Origin of the sequence: Halobacteriovorax sp. ZH5_bin.2, assembly GCF_043196375.1 — a bacterium.
Classification (GTDB): Bacteria; Bdellovibrionota; Bacteriovoracia; order Bacteriovoracales; family Bacteriovoracaceae; genus Halobacteriovorax_A.
The window spans coordinates 546,576-569,449 of record NZ_JBEBMJ010000001.1; the positions used below are offsets into that span (position 1 = coordinate 546,576).

Here is a 22,874-nt window from a genome sequence, read left to right on the forward strand (position 1 = left end):
CCGCTCCGATTAGTTAGAAAGTTTCTAATGGAAGGTATTCAACACCATTTTTAGTTGAATGACTATGAAATAAGATAAACTCTTTAGCTTCAATACTAAATTCAGGTATGTGAAGTGTTTTAATAAACTCTTTTACTTCATCTTCACTAATTCCTCGCTCCATCCTACCTAAAGTGAGGTGCGGTGTGAATTTCATCTTATCTAGGTTTAGCTCTAGGGACTGAAGTCTCTCTTCCACTTTTACCTGTAGCTTAATCAACTCTTCATTATTTTCTACTCCAATCCAAATAGGGGTCCCGCGACGATGTGGATAGAAGTGGCCCAAGGTCAAGAAGCTCAATATGAAAGGTGTGAATTCAATTTTCTTAAGCTGTAATTTGATTTGTTCTAATGACTCATTTGAGACTTCTCCGATGAACTTCAAGGTTAAATGAAGGTTGGTCGACGGATAACGGCGAAATTTAGCATGATCCATCTTCACATTTTCTAATTTTTCTTTTGTGACCTTTGGTAAATCAATGGCGACAAAAACTCTCATAATTGATTTCCTAGAAGTAAGAACCCACTTTTATTTGCACATATTTGTGTCTATCGCGACATTCAAATATTGCTATTTTAGCATGGATAAGTATTTGGAATTATTGTCCTTAGTTAAACTTTCTTTAGAAAAGTTAAATTCATATTTGATGCCCGATTAAAATATCCAAGGTCAGATCTTAAGTGAATAAAAGAAGTTAATCTTTAGTCTTCTTAACTGGTTTTGTTCTTAACGTTTTTAGTAGAATAAGCTCAACTTCATTGATGGTGAAAGTGCTTATGCAAAGGAAGGTCTCATTTCGTAATTTAGTAGGCCTTGTCGGTCGTCCCAGGGGGCTAGACGAGAAGGAGGTCTCTAAGCAACGCTCAAAATTTGGAACAAATGAAATAGTCGAACGAGTAGGAAGTCCTTTGCTTGAGCTTATTGTGGATACGCTAAAAGACCCTATGGTTTGGTTTCTTGTTAGTATTTCTGCAGTTTTCTATTTTATTGGTGAATTCACCGAATCTCTTATTTTAATTCTGGCAACATTGCCACTTATCTTCATGGATGCCTTCCTTCATTTTCGTACTCAAGCATCAACTGCTGGGCTTAGAAGTCAGCTCTCATCAAAAGTTACACTGCTTAGGGAAGGTAAGCAGGTCATCGTTGATTCTCTTGATATTGTTCCTGGAGATCTAGTTATGCTTTCAGGTAAGAATCTCTTCTTGCCGGCAGATGGCCATTGGGAAGAAGCAGATTCTTTACAGGTAGATGAGTCTGTCTTAACAGGTGAGGCATTCCCTGTAAAAAAAACTTCTATTGATTTTGACCCCTTTGTCGATAGTGGAGAGGCCTTGGTTGATACAAGCATTTTAGGCTTTGCTGGAACAAGAGTCCTAACTGGGAAGGGAGTCTTAAGAGTTTTATCCACTGGTAAGAGTACTTCCTATGGTGAAATTGTTCAGTCTGTTGTGACGATTTCTCATGAAAGGACTCCTCTTCAGTCTGCAATTTTAGAACTCACTCGTCTATTAGTTTATGCCTCTGTCATTCTTTGTTTGGCCATCGCCGCAATTAGGTTTTATCAAGGACATGGATGGCTTGATGCTCTCTTAAGTGCTGCAGTCTTGGCCGTAGCTGCTTTGCCCGAAGAGTTTCCTGTTGTCTTCTCATTCTTTTTAGGGGTTGGTGTTTACCGCTTAGCTAAGCACCATGCTCTTGTTAGAAGGGCCGTATCGGTTGAGAATATCGGACGAGTAAGCCAGATCTGTACCGATAAGACCGGCACCATAACGATTGGTAAGCTTGAGCTGGCCCACTTTGTTATGGCCGATAGTTTCTCTCAAACTCAAATTTTAAAAATGGCTTTAGTGGCCTCTAATATCGAAGGAACAGACCCTGTCGATATCGCTTTGATTAATGAAGCAAAAATTAGGGGAGTCAATATCCCCAAGAGAATGAATGTTATTCCATTTACTGAAGATCGAAAGCGCGAGACCGGATTCTTCGTTTATGATAATGGTTTTACATGTTCCATTAAAGGCTCTCCTGAAGTTGTCTTGTCAAAAGCAGAACTCTCGCAAGATGAAATTCAAAAGTGGGTAAAAGAAGTCGAGGGGTTAGCGAAGGGGGGCCATAAAGTCTTAGCAGTTGCGGCCATGCCGGTGTTGCAATCAGATGTCGATTCTTGCAATGAGCCTGAAAGTGGATTCAAGTTTTACGGAATCCTTGCATTCGAAGACCCGGCCCGCCCAGAAGTAAAAGAAGCAATAAAGTATTGCCAACAAAATGCAATTAAAGTGCTGATGATTACAGGTGATCATCCAGACACTGCAGGTGCAATTGCAAAAGATGTGGGATTAATTGACTCTAATCCTGTTGTTGTCCGGCCGAACTTGAGCCTGAAAAACTTGAAGAGGAGTGGCCGTTAAAGAACCCTGATTTCTTCAAGAGTGTCGATATTGTAGCAAGATGTAATCCCATTCAAAAACTCAGAATCGTAGAGAGTCTAAAAAGAGCTGGTGAGTTGGTTGTTGTTACAGGCGATGGAGTTAATGATGTCCCAGCACTTAAGGCAGCCGACATTGGTGTGGCAATGGGCCTAAGAGGAACAAGAAGTGCAAGAGAAGTTTCTTCAATCATCCTTACAGATGATAACTTCAGTACGATTGTTAATGCAATTCGGGAAGGAAAACAACTTTTTGAAAATCTAAGAATGAGCTTCAATTATCTTTTACTTATTCATATACCATTTGTTCTTTCGGCCGCAATTATTCCGTTATTAGGATACCCTTTGCTTTACTTACCGATCCACGTGGTATGGCTCGAACTCATCATTCATCCAACAGCTCTATTTGCATTCCAACAAGATGCCCAACAAGTATTTAACACCTCTGGATCTATTTGACTGGAGCAAAGTATGTGTAATTGTTCTTTGCTTTCTCATTGGCCTTAAAATATCTAGATCATCAATATTACACAAAAGTAAATGAAAACCTAAAATGTCATTGAATAAATTAATATAATCTATTGTCAATATATATATTATTGCTGCTTACAATTCCGGTATAGTTATTGGAGGTGTAAACAAAGGAGCATTGCATGAATGCCAATGAAATCATTTTCCTAATTTCATGCCTCGCATTGATTGGGGTGTATATTGCGATTGAGAAGTTTATAAAAATTAAATCTTCGAAGAGAGACTATTATACTAATGCCGATAATATGAGTGACACAAAAGATCGTAGTAGCAAGGTAACGACCGATCACTTAGTGGCAATGAAAAAGAAAAATCAATTATCAGCTAAGAAAAGCGCTTAGAAAAAATCGTTTCATTTATGAGGTCGTACTTAATTAAGTATGGCCTCATAATTTCCAACACACACTTAGATAAAATTAAACTCGTAATTTGTACGAAGGATTGTTTTGAAGTTAGTAATGGAAGGTATATTTTCTCTATCAAGTGTGAATAATCTATTTGGGGCACTTGTTGCCATCATTGGATTAGGTGTCTTTGTCTATAGCTTCTTTTATATGAAGAGCTTTAGCACGAAAGATAAAATAATTTACTATATCTCACTTATTCTCTTCTCAATTTCGATGTTTGGAATAATTTATTCCTCAAATCTCTTATTCTTATATTTATTCTGGGAAATGACGAGTGTCACATCCTTCTTTTTGATTGGATTAAAGAATGAGGATTCGCAAGTTAGAGAAAAAGCAAGATGGGCCTTATATACAACCGTTGGAGGTGGGCTATTTCTCCTTTTTGGTATTATCTTAATTTCTCAAATAGGTGTTGATTTAGGCCTATCATTTTATGAATCATTTAATTTATCAAGCTTGATGGGAATAAAGGGATTTTCTAATCATGAGTATTTTAAAGTTTCTTTGGTGACACTATTTATAGGGATTAGTTCAAAATCGGCACTCTTTCCATTTTCATATTGGCTCCCTCTGGCCATGGCCGGGCCGACTCCCGTCAGTAGCTTCCTCCACTCTGCGACCATGGTGAAGGCCGGTCTCATCTTAGGAGTTAAATTATTTCCTCTTTATGCTCAAGATCCACTGTGGCAGATACTCTTTATTGGAGCAGGTGTTATAACTGTTCTTTATGGCGGATTTCAGTGCCTGCTGCAAAGTAACTTTAAGACAATGCTAGCATATTCCACCATCTGTATTCTTGGAATGCTTGCCATTCTTCTTGGAATTGGAAATGAATATTCAATCGTAAGCTTCGTCTTATTAGTTATTGCACATGCTTTTTACAAGGCAAGTTTATTTCAATATGTGGGCTACTTTGCAAAAGCTTTAAAAACAATGGATCGGCATGAATTATTAAATGGTGATCGTGTTGGCATATTACCTTTTATTGTAGCTCTATTGAATACGATGAGTATGGTCGGTATTCCTCTTAGCGTCGGCTTTTATGCTAAGGAATATATTTACTTAACATCGATAAAGTCACATCTATTATGGATTCTTGTTTCCACTTTTTTTTTAGGAAACCTCTTTATGGGAATTCAGGCCGTTAATCTTCTTCGTGCCTCTTGGCCACGGATGAGAAGTTATGTGATAGGTTATAAGGGACTACTTATCTCACCACTTATCTATTCATTATTATCATTATCTATTGCTCTAGCGCCAAATTTATTAGGAATTGATTTAATTGCTGAAGAAGCTATAGGAGAGGTCGGACTTAGAGCTCAAAGTATACATATTAAACTATGGCATGGGCTTGAATATCCCTATGGCACAGTTTTGGCACTAAGTATCCTAACCATTTTAGGTAGTATTTTGGGAAGTCTTTTTCTTGATAAGTACTTTTTGAAACTTGATGAATTTTCGAAAAAGTACTCTGACTTTAGTCCCTGGCCTATATTAGTGAAGGGACTAGATTTAACTTTGGATCTTTTTAAGAAAATGAATATGGCCATGCAAAATGGTGATTTTGCACACTATATTCGCATTACGATAGGTTCTTTGGCCTTACTTACAATTTCGGCGCACATGGGGATTTCAAATTTCATTGTCCCTGGATTTGACATTACTCTATCAAAGCTCTTGAGCTTGTCAGGGATTTTAGTAGGACTTGTTTTTGCATATATCAGTAAATCAAATCTAAAGGCCATTCTCTACTTTGTTCTTTCTGGCTTCTTTCTCGTTCTATTCTTTGGTTATCATAGTGCTGCAGACGTTAGTATGACTCAATTTATGGTTGAAACTCTTTCTTTATTCTTTGTGTTTTTTCTCATTAAGGCCGTTCCCATTGATGGACGGGATTTGAGAATAAATATCAAGCCGATTAATTTTGTTATTGCTTTCACATATGGGATTTCTATCTTTATTTTCTCAATGGCCAAAAATCTCAACTTTGATATGACGGCCAGTCGATATTTTTTTGAAAACTCAAAACTTTTGGCCAAAGGAGAGAATGTTGTCAATGTCATTCTTGTCGATTATCGGGCCATGGATACATTTGGAGAAGTTCTTGTTGTGGCAATTGCTATTGTTGGTGTACTTGCAATTTTTTCAAAGAGAGGTGAGCGTGAATGAGGCATTAATACGAGGAAGTTTTAAGGTCGTCTGTCCGCTTCTTGCTATCTTATCTCTCTTATTACTGTTAAGAGGCCACGATCTCTCTGGAGGAGGTTTTATTGGTGGGTTAGTCTTGTCTTTGGCGATGATCTTACAATTTATTTCCCAACCGGACTCTAAGTTAAAGAAATGGATATATCTTAATTACACTTCTATGATTGCCATCAGTATCTTAGTTCTTATTTTTGTTTTAATAATTCCTATTGCCTTAGGTAAGGCCGGACTAAGCTCGATGTGGACAAGTATTCCTTTTCCTATTGCTGGCAAAATTAGCTCCGTCTTAGTATTTGATTCTATTGTTTTTATTATTGTCTCATCAAGTACTACCATGGCCTATGTGAAATTTATTAGTTTCTCAAAGGAGAATGGTAGTTAAATGACTTTTCTAGTTGGTTGTATATTTATATTCATAGGTTTTCTCTTCTTGTTAAAGAACACTTGGGTCAATAGTATCTTTGCAATTATCACATTGGGCAATGGTGCTAACCTTATCATCTTCTCAATTGGCCAGGTCGTTGCACATGGATACCCCTTTGCCAAAGAAGGTGATACCTTTGATTCTCACTTTGCTGACCCTTTAACTCAAGCACTCATTCTAACTGCTATCGTTATCTCTTTTGCAACTCTGTGTTTTGTCATTTCTGTTATTAAGAAGATCAATGACTCTAGGCAAGGGGGAAAGGCATAATGATTTATAAGTACTTCTTTATCATTTTTCTTATTCTACCGCTTCTTTCTGCATCGTTTACGCTCTTGTTTAAAGACTCGGATGGATTGGGACTATTCTTTTCAAACTTATTTTCACTCTTATACTTTATCTATGCTGGAATTTGTCTCTTTTCATACACTGATACTTCCACATTTGTCGCAGGAGACTGGGAGAGTGGAATTGGGATATCCTTAAGCTATGATCTTTTTTCAGGTATTATGATTTTTGTTATTGGAGCGATTTATTTCACTGGGGCCCTCTATGCGTACCCAGGCGTAACAGTTGAAAAAAAGAGTACTTATCACTTCTTATATAACACCCTTTTTCTTGGTTTGACCGGAGCATTTCTGACACGTGATCTATTCAATCTATTTGTATGGTTCGAAATCACACTAATGAGTAGCTACGTACTTGTTGTTCTCGATTCATCTCGAAAAAGACTTAAAAGTGGCCTGAAATATATTCTTCTTAATTTTATAAGTGGACTAATCTTTTTAATTTCAATTGCACTTATTTATAAATTTACTAATACATTAGATTTTAAAGTTTTAAATGAGAGACTGTCACAATTATATACTAGTGATGCAGGCCTTGTTCGCTCCCTTGCTCTCTCTTTATTTGGTGCCTTTGCGATAAAGTCGGCGTTCTTTCCTCTATTTTTTTGGCTACCAGAAAGTTATCCAAAACTATCAGCTGGACTCAGTGGGGTCTTGGCCGGGCTACTTACAAAGCTTGGTCTCTATGCAATGATTAGAGTTTTTGGCCAGGTGTTTCCACCAGATCTTCAGCTATTTTGGACAGTTCTTATCTTGGCAATTGTTACACTTCTTGTTGGAGTCTGGTTTGCTGTAGTACAAAATAAATTACGTGAAATCTTAAGTTATCATATTATTAGCCAGGTTGGCTTCATTGGAATAGGGGTAAGCTTTTGTTTGCATCCAGATATGGCATTAAGGAAGTTTGGGCTAACATCTGCCTTATTTTATATTTTTCATCATATCATTGTAAAAACAAATCTCTTCTTTGTTTCTGGCCTTGTTAGAAACTTTGCATACACAGAAAAGATAACAAAACTGGGAGGACTGCTTAAGACTTCTCCAACAATTGCATTACTTTTTATGATTCCTGCAGCAAGTCTAATTGGAATACCTCCATTTTCTGGATTTTGGGCAAAACTAGGTCTTTTCAAAATTGCTACTGAAAGTCGCCTCATCTGGATCATCATTCCAATGATTATTGGTAGCTTCTTTACATTATATAGTATGGTCAAAATTTGGAGTGGAGTGTTTTGGGGCGAATATCATGAGTTTATTGTATCCTTTCCCAAGGTCGCAATCGTTCGCTCATATATCTCCTGTATCTTACTTTGTCTTTTCACTTTGATTATTAGTTTAAACCCTCTTTTGATCTTTAAATTGGCCCAGGAAGTGGGCAAGATTGGATTGGTGTATAAGTGAGGTATCAATGAGGCTATGGTACATATTTGAATTCGTTATTCTCTACCTATGGGATCTTACTCTTGGGGCACTAAGGGTCGCACAAGATGTTGTCACTCCTAAGAACTTATCTACTCCTGGTATTATAAAATTTCCACTTGAAGTACAAAGTGACTTCGAAATTGCACTACTTTCTAATTTAATTACCTTTTCGCCAGGAACAATGGTCATTGATTTAGACGCAGATAAGTCACATTTATATATTCACATGATGTTCTTAGAAAATGAAGAGGAAGCAATACAAGAATTTAAAGAAGTTATTGAAAGTCGTGTGTTAAGGATATTGCGCGGAAATCGAAAGGGGAAGTTAAAGTGAGTGTCCTATTAATGATTTCAACTGGAATTGTTATTCTAACATTTCTTTTGCTCACAATCGAGGCAAAGAGAGAACAAGAGGTCCTCGTCAAGGTCTTGGCCTTTGATTTAATTGGGATTTCAGGGGTTAGTCTTTTTTTGATATTGTATACATCAAATAGGGATACGTTCTTTCACAATATAGCGCAACTATTTGCGATTGTTGGTTTTGTTACTGCATTCGTATTTGCGGTCTTTTTATCGGATAAGAGTAAGGAGAATAAATGATACATTTAATAGGTGAAATTTTAATTCTCTTAGGTTCTATCTTTGTTTTCTTGGCAGTAGTAGGGTTTATTAAAATGCCAGACTTCTTTATGAAGCTTCAAGCTGCAAGTAAGGCCAGTGCCTTTGGTGCAGCTCTTATCTTACTAGGCTCTAGTATGATTATCGCTGAAATTAATATTGTAATTACTAATTTCTTGCTATTTATATTCTTATTGATCACAACACCAATTGCAACACATGCAATGGCCTATGCTTATGCTAAGAAGAATGAAATTTCGTGATTTAATCTTTGAGTGCCTCGAAGGCATCTATAATACCACCTGATACACTCAAGCCTTCTAGACTTTTAAGAGGGCGACTCGTCTTTATAAGTCTTTCTCGCATTGTCCATCTAGCATCTGGGCCATGTGTCGCCAGAACCATTGCCGCAACGGCCGCAACTAGAGGTGTTGAAAAGCTTGTTCCACTCGAGTAACCATATGTATTTGATAGATGAGTTGTTTGAATTTTTACACCTGGTGCGAAGAGGTGAACAGACTTATCTCCATAGTTAGATGACTTCGCTCTTTTTCCATTCTTATCGTTTGAACCGACTACTATGATATTTGAAAACTCATCTGCATATGCTCCTGGATATCGATTTGTAGAGTTCTCAACTCCTACATTTCCAGATGAAGCAATGACGAGAATACCCTTATCATTTAGTTCACGAAGAACTTTCTTGAACTCAGGAGAAGTTACCTTAAGGCGTGCTGAAAAACTGATGATATCTGCACCTCGATCCATCGCATATCTCATGGCATCAATGAGGTGTGGGAGCTTCTCTTTTCTCTTTGCCATTGGCTCTGGCTTGACGATAGGGATGATCTTTATCCCTTTAGCGACACCCTTTATGCCTTTGCCATTGTTATGTTTTGCCGCGATAACTCCAGCGACTGCTGTTCCGTGCTTTGTTTGGAAGTCGTAGTCACCGGCCAGCTCACCATTCTTCTTATTCGAGTTATAACCAAAGTAATCATCGACATAACCGTTATTATCATCATCAATCCCATTATTTGGAATCTCACCTTTATTGATCAGGATACTTTCTTTTAGGTCTTCATGATTTACATCAAAGCCTGCATCAATAATTGCAATAACAGGTTGATAATTTGATTCAAGGATTTTCCAGGCTTTCTCAATATTAGCGCCCTTAATCTTAGTATTATATTTTAAATACCACTGATCTTTTTCAAGGGGATCATTTGCAAATACTGAGGTAATTGTAAGAAGTGAAAGAAGAAGGGCAATGCTCTTCATTATGGCTCCAAATGATTTTGATTTCTGATGATTTATAGAATTTATAGTGACTTAGGACAAGAATTAATAAGACAAATAAGAATATTTTACAAAGAATAACATGGGCATTTCTACCCATGATACATAGAATTACTTTAGACATTTAAAGAGGGATTACATATGAAATATGCCTTACTTGCATTTATCGCTTTAGTTGTAGCGTCCAATACTTCTGCTATCGATTATCAAAGATATAAAGGTGGATGTGAATTTACAGCTAGTTATCAGGATTTATTTACAGAGGAGACGATCTTTGAGGAGAAGTCGATCTCTTATCGAAACAATCTTGTTTATACTAGAGCAGGTCTAGCTCCTATCGATATTTATGTAACTGATCGTGGCTTCTCTAGTGAGAATGCTGAGTTATCTCTATTTGGTTATAAGTACCTTTCTCAACATTTAAAATATCGAACAGATAATTCGTTAATGACTTATAATGTTCAGTTACCATTTGTTGATTATCGTCAATCTTATGCAGAAAGTGATGGAAAGAAGTTTATCGTTTCTATGCTAAAGGCACTTGTTGATGAAGATTATACTCGGCCACTAGATGAAATCGATATGTTAGAGGAAACAGTAGAGTTTTCAAAAATGTATTCTCGTCAAACATTGTATTCAAATTATTCCTACTTTGTTGAAGGACGTAATTACACTGGCCTTACAACTGACCACGCACGTGGAACAGTAACTATGCGTTATCAGCTTCACTACTTACCAAGAGTTCATAATGGTGCTTCTTACCACTTATATATGAGATGCTATGGGTATGAAGAAATGAAGAGAGTTGTAAGAAGATAAGTTTTAATAAACTGGCTACAATTCGTTGCAGCCAGTTGATGTCTTTATTATCAGTATCGCTGAATCCTTAATTTCTAGTTTATCATCCTGAATAGTTTTCCATTTATCTAAAAATTGACTTCCAAAGTTAATGTAATCAAACTTTGAGAGATCACTTTCTCTAACGATCATGTACTTTTCAGTCGTTTTTGGAAAAGTTATCGTTTGTCCATGAATGACTGAAGATAGAAACGATATCTTATTGTTGGCACATACTGTATGTACTGAATCACTAGGTCTTGAGTAGATCTTCGTAATATTCAATTTCTTATAAATCCTAGCAATAAAATAATCATAATTAGGTCTAAGGTTTTTATCATCAATAAGGCCATAATCTGAGCCGACAATTGTTTGACGAATAAGTTTCTTATTTCCAGCTGCCATGACCTTAAAAATATGATCGAAGAACCACAGAGCGGAGTTAAACTTTGTTGATATACCAGGTTGACCTGCACACTGTGCAGGACCTGTTTCTCCAAGCCATACTTCTTTTGAGCGTCCTTTTGTTACTCTTGTAATGGCCTCCATTGTTTCAATCATGTCATTCGACATAATGGCCTTAATCATGCTTTCATCGTCTGACTTGATAACTTGTAGAGGGCAGCGAGTGGATTGAGTCGGGTAGTAGTGCCACGTATAAATATCAAGTTCGCTACCTAGGTCTTTAACAATATTAAATGAGTTTACGCTAAACCAATCAAAGACTTCTCCTAGAATAGGCCAGAAGGCATTGGCAGGTCCTGCTAGCTTCGCATCTGGATAGTACTTTCTTATGATATTTTTAATATCATGATAATTCTTCTTATACTCACTCTCACTAATCTGACCGAAAGGGCCGTAGTTTAGAAAGAAGGCATTGGCCTCGTTTCCAAGCTCAAAGTATTTTATGTCTTGTATTTCTTTAGAGAGATTTTTGATAAAGGTTTCAATTGGAGTCAGATTTAGCTCACCATCTTTACGATAACCTGGCCCAATATTTAGTGTTATGAGTAAATCTAAGTTATTCCTAGCGACAAAGTTTTTGATGTTATCGAGTTTTGTCTTGTTAAAAAGAGTTTGAAAACCTTGATCTTTCTCAGTTTGAGTAAGCTCAGTACGAGTTGATTTTATATCATAGTGAGCGGAATCTGCCTCCGATCCTCCTAGCCTGAGTGTAAAGGGTGCTAGTGGTTTCAGTAATTGATCCAATTTCTTTCGGTTGAAATCAAATGGTTTTGTGATCTTTCCACCGCGTCCACCAGTAAAATCCATTGATCCTTCCCACCACCTGCCACCAAGTACTTGGGCCATATCAAGTGCAAATGAAAGATAGTCTTCAGTTACGCTAATACCTTTATTATTTGGCACGTCGAATTGGATGACTTGGTTATGATAGGTTGGAAGTTTTGTATATAAGAATGTCGTTGCTATGAGGATTAAAATAATAATGATTTTTTTCATAACCTATTACTACATTAGCTGAAGTCGCTATCCAAGACAGTTTTGTGTTAGTTTTCTAGTAAGAGAATCTAAGTAAACTAAAGTAATAATTACAATGGCATAGGTTGCTGATTTTGCTTATGCTAGGATGCCTCAAATTATGAGGTCTCCATGAAAAAGCTAAAGATATTGTCTTTAATGGCAATTATTTCAATAACTTCACAAGCCGCTGAGAGATTTGGTGGAATTTACTTTGATTCTTCTATTCCTGTTCATCAGGTTTATTCTCTTAAGGAAGATCTTACGTATCTATATCAATCAGACTTTGAGCATACAGATTCTGACTTTTCTTTATTTTTTGAGCTTGAAGAAGTAAATGGGCCGACTCTCTATAATTGGATATTCAATCGCGTAAAATATATTGTTGGCCAAGACTACCGTATACGTGGACGCAATTATATCACAAAAAAAGGTTATCAATTTCCTGCAACTCCTCTTCCTAGAAGTTCATCATTTCAAAATACCGATGCCTTTGGTGGTGTAGTCGTTATGTCAAATATTGGTGCTGGACTTTATCTGAGTGGCAAGAAATCAAAACTTTTAAAAGGCACTAAGATTAATCGCCAAAAAGTTTTTGCAACCTCTCCAAGGGTAGGGATTTTGCAAATCGGTGAAGGGCTCTTTTTAAATAGTATTTTAATTAATGACGAAATAAACTCTGAAGCGAATAAGATTAAACGACTTGGAACTCTTTTTCACGAAGCTAGGCATAGTGATGGAAACTCTGAGCATATTGGCTTTAATCATCATTCGTGTCCCGAAGGACATATGTTGTATGGATTCTCGGCATGTGAGAAGTATGGAAATGGTTCTTATCAGTTGGAGGCCATCGCAACTAAGAACCTATTAGCAAATTGTTCAACTTGTAGTGTTGAAGATAAGACAAAGCTCGAAGTATCGATTGCAGATGCCTTTGATCGCGTGCTTACAGTTTCTCATCGTAAAAGCGAAGAGCAATTACTGCATGAAATAGAATCTTATAAGAAGGTCGTTGATTTCTATATCGACTTTATGGAAATGAGTCCTTCTCAAAATGAAACATCTCAAAAAGAGCTTGAGCGTTTTACAGCAATGTATGAAAAAGCAAAGAGTCAGCTAGATGAACTAAGAAATACACCGGCACCTAAGATGATGGACTCAACTCCGGAGGGAGAGTTTAGTGAATCGAGTGTCGAGGAGTCTAATATGCTTATTGAGGCATCGGTTAAGTAATGAAGGTACGAATATTCTTTTTTACATTGGCAACGATAGCGTTTCTGCTTTTACTGAATCACCCCGAAACTCATGAAGTATCGACGAAAGTTGATGAAATCAATCAGCTTAATAAATTAAATTCTAAGCATAGTGAAGATAAGAGTGAGTTGACAGTAGTAGAATTTGAACGAGAGCTTAATACGTTACCGATGAATGAGGATCTTAAAAAGTTAACTGCAGATGAAGTTCACCATACTCCTGAATTAATAAAAGATGCTGGTGAGCTAATTGGGAGTATCCATGCAAGTGCCCAAGCTGATCATTCTAAAAGGCCAGCAGCAATGAAGTTCTTTAAAAGTTGTGCAGAAGATAGAGATGTTGTCCGTCCCATACGTGCGGTTTGCTTGAAGAAGATATACAAGCTTATGCCTGAATGGAGAATCGCTACAGCTATTTCACATTACTTAATACCAGAGAATGTTTCATCTCTAGCGTTTAAACTTCCTTAGTTTTAGCTCTGCGAAAGTCCTAATCATATTACAGATTCAGCTTTATGCTTTCTTTGCTCGATTATATTCGCAACCCTCCGTTTTTGCACAGTATTGCCGTTGTTTGCTATTAGTGCGTCTATGAGCTATACTAGTTAAGTCGAGATTTTCTTTATGGCCATGTAGCTAGCAATCACTGAAAATAAATATCTTTTTGACTATAGGATTAGTAATAAAAAATGATCCTAGGTTATTTTCGCTATTAGCAACAGTTTGAATAATTTAATTTTAAAATACACTTACACAATCTTGTGTAGTAGAGGCATGTGTCTCTTTATATCCTTTGCAAGTAATGATTATTGTAAAGGCCGATTTACCTTGGAGGTAAAAATGAAATCAAATATTTATGTAGGGAATTTATCATACGATATCGAAAACTCTGATCTTGAAAAATTATTCGCTGAAGAAGGCAATGTTGTAGCGGTAAACGTTATAAGAGACCAAGAGTCAGGTAGAGCAAGAGGTTTCGGTTTTGTGGAAATGGAAACGATCAGTGATGCTGAGAAAGCTATAGGCAATCTTAACGACAAGAACTTTATGGGAAGGTCGTTAATAGTGAATATGGCAAAAACAACTAAGAGAAAATCACACGATCGCTATTAGTTTCTAAATAAATTGGGCGTCAATACTTGGCGCCTTTACAATTTTTCTAGGAGAATATAATGATTATTGATTTTGAAATGCATATTGAAAATAAAACAAAAGTTTATTCTGATGAATTTGGAGTAGGGAGAGTAACTCATATATTTAAACTCTATGACGGCATCTTTGACTATTTCGAAGTTCATTTTGAAAAAGATAATGTCAAAAAATACTTTCCTACTCGTGTAAGTGATAAAATGCGCATTCGCTCTAATGCCATTATATTAACTTAGCCTATTTGTTCCTTGTTTGGGGCAGACTAATAAGAGAGAGTGACCTTAATAGGCCACTTTCACAAATTTTTTAAATACTTCTTTATGTTTTTCTAGATTAAAATCTGCCGCAACTGAAACACGAACGATATAGTCTTTGTCACTCTCTTTCGTTGTTCCTTGAGTTGAAGTTGCTGGAACTGTCCAGTAGCAACCTTTTAGTTGGCCGTAGCTTACACAGTGCTTACTTTCCTCTGGTATGGCGTCAATCATCATGCGAATAAGCTTGTGGTTAAGCTCACGTTTATGATCTTCACTAGAGGCCGGTAGATCCAGAGAGAATACTGAAGGAGTAAAAGTCGCATCAGCTAATTCATGTGAGACAAAGTTGATCTTCGCTTTTGGAAGTTGCTCTTGAATATAGTCAACGAACCCACGTGTGTTTGAATAGGCCTTAGCAATTCTTTCATTCATGCTTGGCATTTCACGAGTAAGAATTTGCAGTTGTAAATTTGTTGCTACGTTATCACAAAGCTTTAAGTGATTTTCAACAAAGCTCATGTATTCTGCGGCGCTATCACTTGCAACAGCATAACCTGCAGTACAAAGTCCACCACTTGGGAATTTTGATCCACTTACATAAGAGATAACCTTAACGTCATTAAGGTAGCCGTGATCACCAAAGAATTTCACATTTGGACAAAAGGTTTGATCGAGATTAAAAACTGCGCCAACAGCAGTTGCGCCATCATTTGTAAATCTCGGTTTCTTAAGTGTTTCACGAAGTTTAATTAAGTCTGGAATTTCAACGCGAGGGTTAGTTGGAATTTCTCCAATAATATATGGAACTGCATCCGCATGAGCAACGTCTGTTAGAATACGCTCAAGTTCAGTTACCATATCCTTACCACTGTCAACCGGAAGGTCAATAATCTCAACGTTATCAATACAGGCCGCTACACGTCTTGCTTGGTCATTTGTTCCACCATAACAATTTGGAGGAACGATAAACTTAATATCTTTTCCTGGATGGTTCTCATTTGCAAAGTGAACTTGCCCCATCATGATTGCATATTGAGCAGAAAGGCCACAATTACTAAAAGCTACTTGAGTTTTAGAGTTTGTAATTTCTTGAATTGTTCTTGTTAGCTCTGTTGTATCAGTAGTTGTCACGCTTTTTGGACTTTCTCCAATCATTGCCTTAATTACTGTTAGGCAGTCTTGTGGAGTCATCGCAATCGATTCACGACGCCTTACGTGCTGAATTTCTTTAATATAGTCTGGGTTGTTATCGTTAATAGTTATCACACTTCCAAGATTTGGATAACGTGCGACATTGATATCAGCTTTCTCACTGCCGTCGATAACAATCGTTGTTCCATCAAAGTCTTTATCCATTTCTTGATTTTGAATAAAGTCATATTGATAAACAGATTGAATTAATTCCGATAGAGGAGTTTCGCAAACAATCTGTGTGCGTTTATTAAGAAATTTATTTGCACGAAGAACTGCAAGGATTGGCATCATATCAGAAGAAAATGAAATAACACTCTCTGGATTAAGATCGGCTTCTTTTGCAATGGCCCACTCGAGAACACATGAAAGAGGGTGACCGAGACGAATATAGTCATATGCAGTTGGAAGCTCTTCGAGCTCAACACCAGTTTCTAATTTTTGAAGAAATTCAACTTTCGCTAAAGACTCATTGTAGATATCAAGTCTATGCGTCGTTAAACGAAGCCAGTCTGTTGGCATATTGTTTACGATTTGCGTTAACGTTTCTTTAAGATTTGCGTTCATGAGGAACTCCGTAATTGATTCAATATTTGGTAGAGATTCTACGATATAAAATATCAGATGTCGGCCTTTGGAAGGAGATTTTTTTTGAACTCGATGTTAAAATTATTCTTATCATGACACTGTGAGAAATAGTGTTTAGATATAGGGTATTAAATGTTTAAAAAAGAATTACTAGATAAGATCAGGTCATACTATGATCACGATGACCCGAGTCACGACTGGTCACATGTTATTAGAGTTGGAAACTTGTGTGAGAAGCTCTCTCATGGATATGAAGTAAACTTGAGAGTCTTAAGTGCTTCTGCTTATTTACACGACATCATTAATATTCCCAAAAATAGTGAGCATCGTAGTAAGGCCAGTGCTCTTGCTGCTCAAAAGGCCAAGTCCTTACTTGGTGAAAGTGATTATACAGATAGTGAAATTGAGCATATTGCACAAGTTATCTTAGAACATTCATATAGTGCCAACTTAAAGGCCAGTTCAATTGAATCAGAGATCTTACAAGATGCAGATAAACTGGATGCAATGGGTGCCATTGGCGTGATGAGATGGGCCAGCTGTGGAACTAAGATGAAGTCAAAGTATTATCATTTGGAAGATCCTTGGGCGAAAGATCGTTCTTTAGATGACAAGAGCTATTCTCTAGATCATTTTGAAAGAAAGTTGTTAAAGCTAAATGATCGTCTTAATACTGAAGCTGGAAAAGAAGAGGGAATGAGAAGGCTTGCTTTCTTTCATGCCTTCTTAGATCAACTTAAAACAGAAATATAATTAGATTATATCTTTTAGGATTTTTTCAATTTCCTTTTCAGAAAATTCTGCACAATTATCAATGATAAGAAACGAAACGCCATGGATAAAGGCCAATATTTTCTTTATTTTAAGATCATCTTTTTTTAGTGTAGTCTTTGTATCGATTGATTCCAAAAGATATGCGTAAAGTTGATCTGTTATGCTTTCGACTTCTTGAAACTCATCCATTTTACAAATTTTCTTAAAGTAAATGGCCCTAAAGTGTCCCTCATTTTCTTTGGCGAAATTTATATAAGCTTTACAAAATTTTAAAAGACTAGGGGATTTTGAGTTTGAAATAGTATCGAATTCTTCTTTAAGTAGACTCACTCCTTGTAGAGCAAGCTTAACTGCAATCTCATTTCTTGATTTAAAGTGTTTGTAAATTGCAGCAGGTGAAACTTTACAAGCATTGCTAATATCTCTTATTGAAAAATCGACACTGCCGTTCTCTGCAATGATTTGACTTGCATTGAATAGGATTGATTCTTTTAGAGCGCCGTGATGATAAGTATCCGATTTTTTTCTCATTTCATCATTTTGCCTTCTTTAGTCTTGAAAGTAAACAAGTGTTAACTTATGTTATGTGAACAATTGTTAATATTGAGGAGCATATGAAAAATATTTTAGTTATCCAAGGTCATTCTGATCCCGCATCTCTTACATACTCTCTTGCCAAATCTTATCTTGAGGCACAGGAGGCTAAGGGAAATCATGTAAGCTTAATTGATCTATCTGAGATAGAATTCAATCCTATTTTAGAAAAAGGGTATAAAGAAATTCTTCCTCTTGAAGAAGTGCTTGTTACTGCTCAGGCATCAATACAAGCGGCTACTCATATCGCTATCTTCTATCCAACTTGGTGGGGGAGCCTTCCTGCCAAATTAAAAGGTTTCTTTGACCGCGTATTCCTGCCTGGATTTGCCTTTAAATTTGAGCCAGGGCAAAGCTTCCAAACAAAACTTCTGAGTGGAAAGACTGCAACAATAGTCACGACAATGGATACGCCACCTTTTTATTATAAGTATGTACAAGGTAACCTCGGACCAAAATTACTCAAGAGTTTAATTCTAGGATTTTCTGGCATTAAAACGAAGCAAACTATTCTTGTCGGGCCTGTACGCAATTTTGATGATCACAAGACAAGGTCTTGGATTGATAAGATGAAGGATATTGATTAAACGTTATGCACCCTGTGTAAATAATCATGTAATACACAAACTAAATTTTATTCATGCTAACTTTTAGTAATTGATAATTATTAGGAGTTAGAATGAAGCATTTATTCATTTTATCGGTAGCCTTACCGTCACTTTTATTTTCATGTAAAGATAAGACTAATAGTCGTATCAATCTAGGTAGTGATACTAATGAGGCTCGTTCTGTAGAGAACGCTAGCGTATTTAATATTGAAAATATTGATATTTTAAAACGTGTATCATATGAAAAGTTATCGATTTCCTTTAGTCCAGTGAACCTTACTTATGAATTAAGCGATGAAAAAGTTATATTCAAGACTCGTGATAAAGCAGAGCTTGTTGCACAGTTAACAGTGTCTGATTTATCTAGTATCGAAACACTAGATATTTCTGGAACAAATCCTATCTTTAGAAAGAAGGGTGATAAAAATGAGCTTGTCCTTGAAGTATTTGATGTAAAGCAAGCCGAGAATATCTTACGTCATAGCTTCTATGACAGCACTCCAAATTCAAAGTCATTAATTAATGGAAAAATTATTCTAAAGAGAAGAAATGATAGTGAAAATCTTAAAAACTATGTATCTCATATTACTGATGCTCCTATTCAGTATTTAACTGCTCGTCGAATCGGAAATCTTAATCAAAATGGTACGTATGAGTTTTGGTTTGACGATGAGCTTAAGATGGTTAAAGAAGCTCAAGCTGAATCTATTTCTATAAAAGAGTTTGAAGTTATTGAGTCTATTAATATTGATGAGGCCCTTGCTGAAAACTTTAAAATCGACTTTCGTATTGAAGAATTAGATGAAGATTATAATAAGATTTCTTTTAAAATTACCAACGAAATTGATAAGGGAGCGTTTGTAACATCTAATCCTATTACTGGACTAAGTTATAAATGCGTGGCCATGAATTATAAGACAGGTATGAGCTCAAAAAGAATCGACAACGGTGTTGAGCACACAATGGCCTTTAAAAAAGGACTAGACCGAGAGTGTCTAACGAATAATCACGATGACAAATCAATATACATTTTTGATAAAGATCTTAACTACATCAAAGTAAAGTACTAATAATTTCAGGAGTTTAAAATGATGAAAACAATTATAATTGGCACACTGCTTGCTCTATTTAGTACTAATAGCTTTGCCCAAGATTATTGTAATAAAAGCTTAAAGCAAATAGATGAATTTCTATCAAATAATACTGGCTTCGTTCCTTTTATTGAATATAGTTGTTTAGAGGGGAACCCAAAGTATGTGAAGAGTGCATTGACGATATTTGCTCAAAATCTTCAAAATCAGTTTGATAGATTAGAAAACCTTGAGAAGAGTGCAAAAGATTTCAAGAAGTCAGTTATGAAAGAAGCTAAGGCCCTTGAAGAGATGATGATAATTGATGTTGGAAATAATGCCTTTGAAAGTAAGAAAAATATTTATTTCCAAAAGTTAATCAATATTAGTCAAGATATCGCAGTGAAAGAAAGAAATTTTACTAACGAAATCAGCGGTATGAGAGCAACAGGAGCACTGCTTGAAAATTTTGTTCCACACCTAGAAGGTGATGTTGATCTCGTTAGAGCAAAGCTAGGATACGACAGTGTTGAAGAAGTAATTGAATTGAAAGAATACCTTTTTGATTATGGACAAGATTTAAGAGATACGCCACTTGAAATACAAATGGCATTAGATCAACTAAAGGAAACGCAAAAGCACTTGAAGCCAGTATGGGAAAAATTAAAACTATAATAATATTTCTAATTTTAATAAGCTCTTTTGTTTTTGCAGAAGAGCTTATTGTAAAACCGAATCAGGTTCAGTATTTAAGTTTAAAAAAATTCAAAAAAGAGAGTGATACCGTTTACTCTCTCTATATTAAAAAGCTAACTCTAAATAATGAGTCAGTATTATTTCTACCAAATGATCTCTCTAGTAAAATTGCAAAAATAACGATAGATGAGCTCCATGTTCATGGGAAAGGCTATATTGCCCAGTCTGTTCGAAGTAATGTGAGTATTGTGCGCCATAAGGGAGAAGTGGGCCTAAAAGAATATTATGCTGATTTAATACCTAGGGCGCAAAAAGGTAAAGATGGTGAGCGCGTTAATCAAGAACGACCAAAAAGTGGTGATGGAGACAAAGGCCGCGATGGAAAACATGGAAAAAATGGAAGAAGCGGGATAAGTGGAATTAAAGAGTTAAACTTAGATATTAATATTGCCTCATTCGGACAGCTCGATGTCGTTTTAGTTGCCGAAAGCGGAGGACATGGTGGCCATGGTTCAGACGGACAAGGCGGTAGCCATGCAGAGTGTGATCGTAATCGTGGGGCCAATGGTGGACATGGAGGCAATGGCGGGCAAGGGGGATTCCCCGGAAGTGTTGGTTCTGTAAATATCAAGTGGCAAAGTGATTTACCTCTTATTACAACGGGACAGATTCCCTTTGGGTTAAATGTAAGACAATACCCTGGACTTGCTGGTAATCCAGGAAATGGCGGAGTAGGTGGTTCTGGTGGTAACGCTGTAAGATGCGCGCTATGGAAACGTAGTGGTGGAGACGCTGGAGAAAATGGACGAATCGGAACATCTTTAAGAGGTGGTGGCGATTATATCTTTTATGGCCGAATTGGAGATGTTTCAATCAGCAATAAGGATTTGCAATGAGAATGCTATCTTTGTTCTTAGTTCTCTATTCCAATTTTTCCTTTGGAAACTCTATTGCTGTAACAGCAAAAGCTTCTGAAAGTGACTTATATAAATCAGTTTACTCTGTAATCAATAAGAGTCCTTCAACCTATTATTGTCGAAATATTTATCTTAAAAATATAGACTATTTCTCTGATGGAGAATTAGTTTATTCTCTGGACGACCAGATTCAAAATAAACTACTTAACGCAAAAAGCTCAACTGTAATTTATCAAAATATGTCACAAGACCTTGTTGATATAGTTGACCTATTTCCTGATTTATCAGTACGTCATACAAATATGACGTACAGTCATGACTGTGAAGTCAAAAATGTACGAATGAATAATATCTTTGTTCTTGATGATGGTTCTCAATGTGGAGAAGGTCTTTCACTAAAGAAATATGTTTTGGATAATGGAAATAGAAAATTAATTAGTGTTGAAGATAAGGAAGTAAACTTCTCTAGGGATAGTGTCTATACAAAATTGAATGTAGTAGATGGAATTCTTGTTTTAGATAGGGGAAGCTTTCAAGTTCTCGACACTAAAAATAATACAATTTCACCGGTTATATACGATCTTTCTGACCGTCACTTTATCTCAGCGTTTGGCATTTCTAAAGATAAATTTGTCATCGTATCTTATGATAAAGAAGGATTGCAGCTAAACCTTATTGTTAAGCATGCGGGTAAGTTTGAATCAGTTAAAGAAGTTGATACTAGCGTCGGAAGATTGAGTTTTAATGATACTAACGAGAGAGTAATAAACAAAGAAGAAGCCAGATATAAACTTTTTCAACAAGCGGAAAGAATTAGTAAAACAATTAGTATCTATATCAAAGAAGAGATGTCGTTTGAGGCGCTTGAAATTCTTATTTCTTACCGTTTCCCGAAAACGAAAATGATACAAACTAGTTATTCACATACCTTAAACCAATTCACCAAATCTCGATATGAAGTAAGTGATGTTTTCAGTAGTAGTAATGTGGGCTTTAAGAAGTATGTGCTAGATCTAGGTCAGGAATTTAGAATATTAAAAGATTTAAATATTAGTTTTGATAAGGTCCAAAGTGAAATTTCAGATGGAATGTACAAAAAAGCTGAACCGTCTGGTCGAATATTAAGATATGGTGACTACGGCATAAGTGCACGCAATGATTCACTTAAACTAACATTTGATAAGAAGAGTGTCGAAATTGCTGGTACATGTAGTCCCAAATTAATTTTTTCGGATAAGAAATACCTATTTAAAAACGATGACATTAATACTCTTTATCAAGGTAAAACACTGCTAACAATGAGAGTGAGAAGTTCTAATTATAGCGAAGCTTTAAAACTTATTGCAAATGGTGCACGCGTCGATGAAAAAGATATTAGAGGAAAACTTCCTATTGATTATGCTATCTACAAAAGAGACTTGAAGATGGTAAGGTTGTTACTTGAAAATGGAGCTAGTTTAAGTAGTTCTAAAGCATTCAATCTAAATGATCAATTCGAGAGAACATTTGATGATTTTGCATATCAAAGTAAAGACATACAGAAAGAAAATATTGAATACTTTAGTTATCTCGTAAAGATTGCACTAGAAAAAGAGCAGATCGATATTAATAAAAGCGAAAGAAGAATGTTAAAGGATAACATCGCTTCAATCACAGAGCTTCATAATGCACTAAGAGGTGTTTTATGACCAAAGTAATAATCTTGTTTTTATTATCTTTCAATATCTTCGCTATATCCGA

At 36.2% G+C, this 22,874-nt stretch carries 26 protein-coding genes; 21 read left to right on the forward strand and 5 right to left on the reverse strand.

Translation table 11 applies throughout. The features are described from left to right. Window positions 1–13: 13 nt before the first annotated feature. Entirely contained in the window at window positions 14–538 is a 525-nt protein-coding gene (thpR, locus tag ABMA76_RS02670) for an RNA 2',3'-cyclic phosphodiesterase (RefSeq protein WP_392908761.1), read from the reverse strand. 278 nt (window positions 539–816) lie between these two features. Here thpR and ABMA76_RS02675 point away from each other — a divergent pair, with 278 nt between their 5' ends. The 10 genes from ABMA76_RS02675 to mnhG all read left to right on the forward strand — a co-directional run bounded on the left by ABMA76_RS02675 (window position 817) and on the right by mnhG (window position 8,685). Next, window positions 817–2,451, forward strand: coding sequence for an HAD-IC family P-type ATPase (locus tag ABMA76_RS02675; protein ID WP_392908763.1), 1,635 nt, complete (start codon window positions 817–819; stop codon window positions 2,449–2,451). A gap of 29 nt (window positions 2,452–2,480) precedes the next feature. Continuing rightward, window positions 2,481–2,927, forward strand: a complete 447-nt coding sequence (locus ABMA76_RS02680) for an HAD-IC family P-type ATPase (RefSeq protein WP_392909543.1) — start codon at window positions 2,481–2,483, stop codon at window positions 2,925–2,927. Window positions 2,928–3,121: 194 nt separating this feature from the next. Beyond that, complete coding sequence (locus ABMA76_RS02685) at window positions 3,122–3,340, forward strand: hypothetical protein (protein ID WP_392908765.1); 219 nt, start codon at window positions 3,122–3,124, stop codon at window positions 3,338–3,340. 117 nt (window positions 3,341–3,457) lie between these two features. Further along, on the forward strand, window positions 3,458–5,575 hold the full coding sequence (gene mbhE / locus ABMA76_RS02690; protein ID WP_393060865.1) for a hydrogen gas-evolving membrane-bound hydrogenase subunit E: 2,118 nt from the start codon (window positions 3,458–3,460) through the stop codon (window positions 5,573–5,575). Continuing rightward, window positions 5,568–5,993, forward strand: coding sequence for an MnhB domain-containing protein (locus tag ABMA76_RS02695; protein ID WP_393060867.1), 426 nt, complete (start codon window positions 5,568–5,570; stop codon window positions 5,991–5,993). Before mbhE ends, ABMA76_RS02695 begins: the two co-directional genes overlap by 8 nt. Then, the gene (locus ABMA76_RS02700; RefSeq protein WP_392908771.1) at window positions 5,994–6,305 is read left to right on the forward strand and encodes an NADH-quinone oxidoreductase subunit K; all 312 of its coding nucleotides are present in this window, start codon (window positions 5,994–5,996) and stop codon (window positions 6,303–6,305) included. Next, complete coding sequence (locus ABMA76_RS02705; RefSeq protein WP_392908773.1) at window positions 6,305–7,783, forward strand: complex I subunit 5 family protein; 1,479 nt, start codon at window positions 6,305–6,307, stop codon at window positions 7,781–7,783. The genes ABMA76_RS02700 and ABMA76_RS02705 overlap by 1 nt, the downstream gene beginning before the upstream one ends. 7 nt (window positions 7,784–7,790) lie before the next feature. Continuing rightward, on the forward strand, window positions 7,791–8,138 hold the full coding sequence (locus tag ABMA76_RS02710) for a Na+/H+ antiporter subunit E (RefSeq protein ID WP_392908775.1): 348 nt from the start codon (window positions 7,791–7,793) through the stop codon (window positions 8,136–8,138). After that, the gene (locus ABMA76_RS02715) at window positions 8,135–8,404 is read left to right on the forward strand and encodes a monovalent cation/H+ antiporter complex subunit F (protein ID WP_392908776.1); all 270 of its coding nucleotides are present in this window, start codon (window positions 8,135–8,137) and stop codon (window positions 8,402–8,404) included. Before ABMA76_RS02710 ends, ABMA76_RS02715 begins: the two co-directional genes overlap by 4 nt. After that, window positions 8,401–8,685, forward strand: coding sequence for a monovalent cation/H(+) antiporter subunit G (gene mnhG / locus ABMA76_RS02720; protein WP_392908778.1), 285 nt, complete (start codon window positions 8,401–8,403; stop codon window positions 8,683–8,685). Before ABMA76_RS02715 ends, mnhG begins: the two co-directional genes overlap by 4 nt. A 1-nt stretch (window position 8,686) precedes the next feature. On the opposite strand, the gene ABMA76_RS02725 is transcribed toward mnhG, so the two are convergent. Further along, window positions 8,687–9,703: a S8 family serine peptidase gene (locus ABMA76_RS02725; protein ID WP_393060869.1), complete on the reverse strand. Its 1,017-nt coding sequence runs from the start codon at window positions 9,701–9,703 to the stop codon at window positions 8,687–8,689. 159 nt (window positions 9,704–9,862) lie between these two features. Between ABMA76_RS02725 and ABMA76_RS02730 the strand changes: the two genes are divergently transcribed. Next, on the forward strand, window positions 9,863–10,540 hold the full coding sequence (locus ABMA76_RS02730; RefSeq protein ID WP_392908782.1) for a hypothetical protein: 678 nt from the start codon (window positions 9,863–9,865) through the stop codon (window positions 10,538–10,540). Window positions 10,541–10,555: 15 nt separating this feature from the next. On the opposite strand, the gene ABMA76_RS02735 is transcribed toward ABMA76_RS02730, so the two are convergent. Continuing rightward, entirely contained in the window at window positions 10,556–12,019 is a 1,464-nt protein-coding gene (locus ABMA76_RS02735; RefSeq protein ID WP_392908784.1) for a hypothetical protein, read from the reverse strand. A 150-nt stretch (window positions 12,020–12,169) separates the two neighbouring features. Between ABMA76_RS02735 and ABMA76_RS02740 the strand changes: the two genes are divergently transcribed. The 4 genes from ABMA76_RS02740 (at window position 12,170) to ABMA76_RS02755 (ending at window position 14,675) form a co-directional block, all read left to right on the forward strand. Then, window positions 12,170–13,270 (forward strand): hypothetical protein, encoded by a 1,101-nt coding sequence (locus ABMA76_RS02740; RefSeq protein WP_392908786.1) that lies wholly within the window; start codon window positions 12,170–12,172, stop codon window positions 13,268–13,270. After that, window positions 13,270–13,761 carry a hypothetical protein gene (locus ABMA76_RS02745; RefSeq protein WP_393060871.1) on the forward strand — a complete coding sequence of 164 codons (492 nt, stop codon included), beginning with the start codon at window positions 13,270–13,272 and terminating at the stop codon, window positions 13,759–13,761. Before ABMA76_RS02740 ends, ABMA76_RS02745 begins: the two co-directional genes overlap by 1 nt. Before the next feature lie 369 nt (window positions 13,762–14,130). Continuing rightward, a complete protein-coding gene (locus ABMA76_RS02750) occupies window positions 14,131–14,403 on the forward strand; it encodes an RNA recognition motif domain-containing protein (RefSeq protein ID WP_392908790.1) in 273 nt (90 codons plus the stop codon). 59 nt (window positions 14,404–14,462) lie between these two features. Beyond that, window positions 14,463–14,675, forward strand: coding sequence for a hypothetical protein (locus ABMA76_RS02755; protein ID WP_392908792.1), 213 nt, complete (start codon window positions 14,463–14,465; stop codon window positions 14,673–14,675). 45 nt (window positions 14,676–14,720) lie between these two features. On the opposite strand, the gene ABMA76_RS02760 is transcribed toward ABMA76_RS02755, so the two are convergent. Next, entirely contained in the window at window positions 14,721–16,454 is a 1,734-nt protein-coding gene (locus ABMA76_RS02760) for a cystathionine beta-synthase (RefSeq protein WP_392908794.1), read from the reverse strand. A 153-nt stretch (window positions 16,455–16,607) separates the two neighbouring features. Here ABMA76_RS02760 and ABMA76_RS02765 point away from each other — a divergent pair, with 153 nt between their 5' ends. Continuing rightward, window positions 16,608–17,228, forward strand: coding sequence for an HD domain-containing protein (locus tag ABMA76_RS02765; RefSeq protein WP_393060873.1), 621 nt, complete (start codon window positions 16,608–16,610; stop codon window positions 17,226–17,228). Here ABMA76_RS02765 and ABMA76_RS02770 read toward each other — a convergent pair whose 3' ends face one another. Further along, entirely contained in the window at window positions 17,229–17,780 is a 552-nt protein-coding gene (locus ABMA76_RS02770; RefSeq protein ID WP_392908798.1) for a TetR/AcrR family transcriptional regulator, read from the reverse strand. A gap of 83 nt (window positions 17,781–17,863) precedes the next feature. Between ABMA76_RS02770 and ABMA76_RS02775 the strand changes: the two genes are divergently transcribed. The 5 genes from ABMA76_RS02775 (at window position 17,864) to ABMA76_RS02795 (ending at window position 22,822) form a co-directional block, all read left to right on the forward strand. After that, entirely contained in the window at window positions 17,864–18,430 is a 567-nt protein-coding gene (locus ABMA76_RS02775; RefSeq protein WP_393060875.1) for an NAD(P)H-dependent oxidoreductase, read from the forward strand. 92 nt (window positions 18,431–18,522) lie between these two features. Beyond that, window positions 18,523–19,521, forward strand: coding sequence for a hypothetical protein (locus tag ABMA76_RS02780; protein WP_393060877.1), 999 nt, complete (start codon window positions 18,523–18,525; stop codon window positions 19,519–19,521). 18 nt (window positions 19,522–19,539) lie between these two features. Then, the gene (locus tag ABMA76_RS02785; RefSeq protein WP_392908803.1) at window positions 19,540–20,196 is read left to right on the forward strand and encodes a hypothetical protein; all 657 of its coding nucleotides are present in this window, start codon (window positions 19,540–19,542) and stop codon (window positions 20,194–20,196) included. Then, window positions 20,175–21,113, forward strand: coding sequence for a hypothetical protein (locus tag ABMA76_RS02790; RefSeq protein WP_393060879.1), 939 nt, complete (start codon window positions 20,175–20,177; stop codon window positions 21,111–21,113). The genes ABMA76_RS02785 and ABMA76_RS02790 overlap by 22 nt, the downstream gene beginning before the upstream one ends. Then, window positions 21,110–22,822 carry a hypothetical protein gene (locus tag ABMA76_RS02795; protein ID WP_393060881.1) on the forward strand — a complete coding sequence of 571 codons (1,713 nt, stop codon included), beginning with the start codon at window positions 21,110–21,112 and terminating at the stop codon, window positions 22,820–22,822. Before ABMA76_RS02790 ends, ABMA76_RS02795 begins: the two co-directional genes overlap by 4 nt. Window positions 22,823–22,874 lie beyond the last annotated feature (52 nt).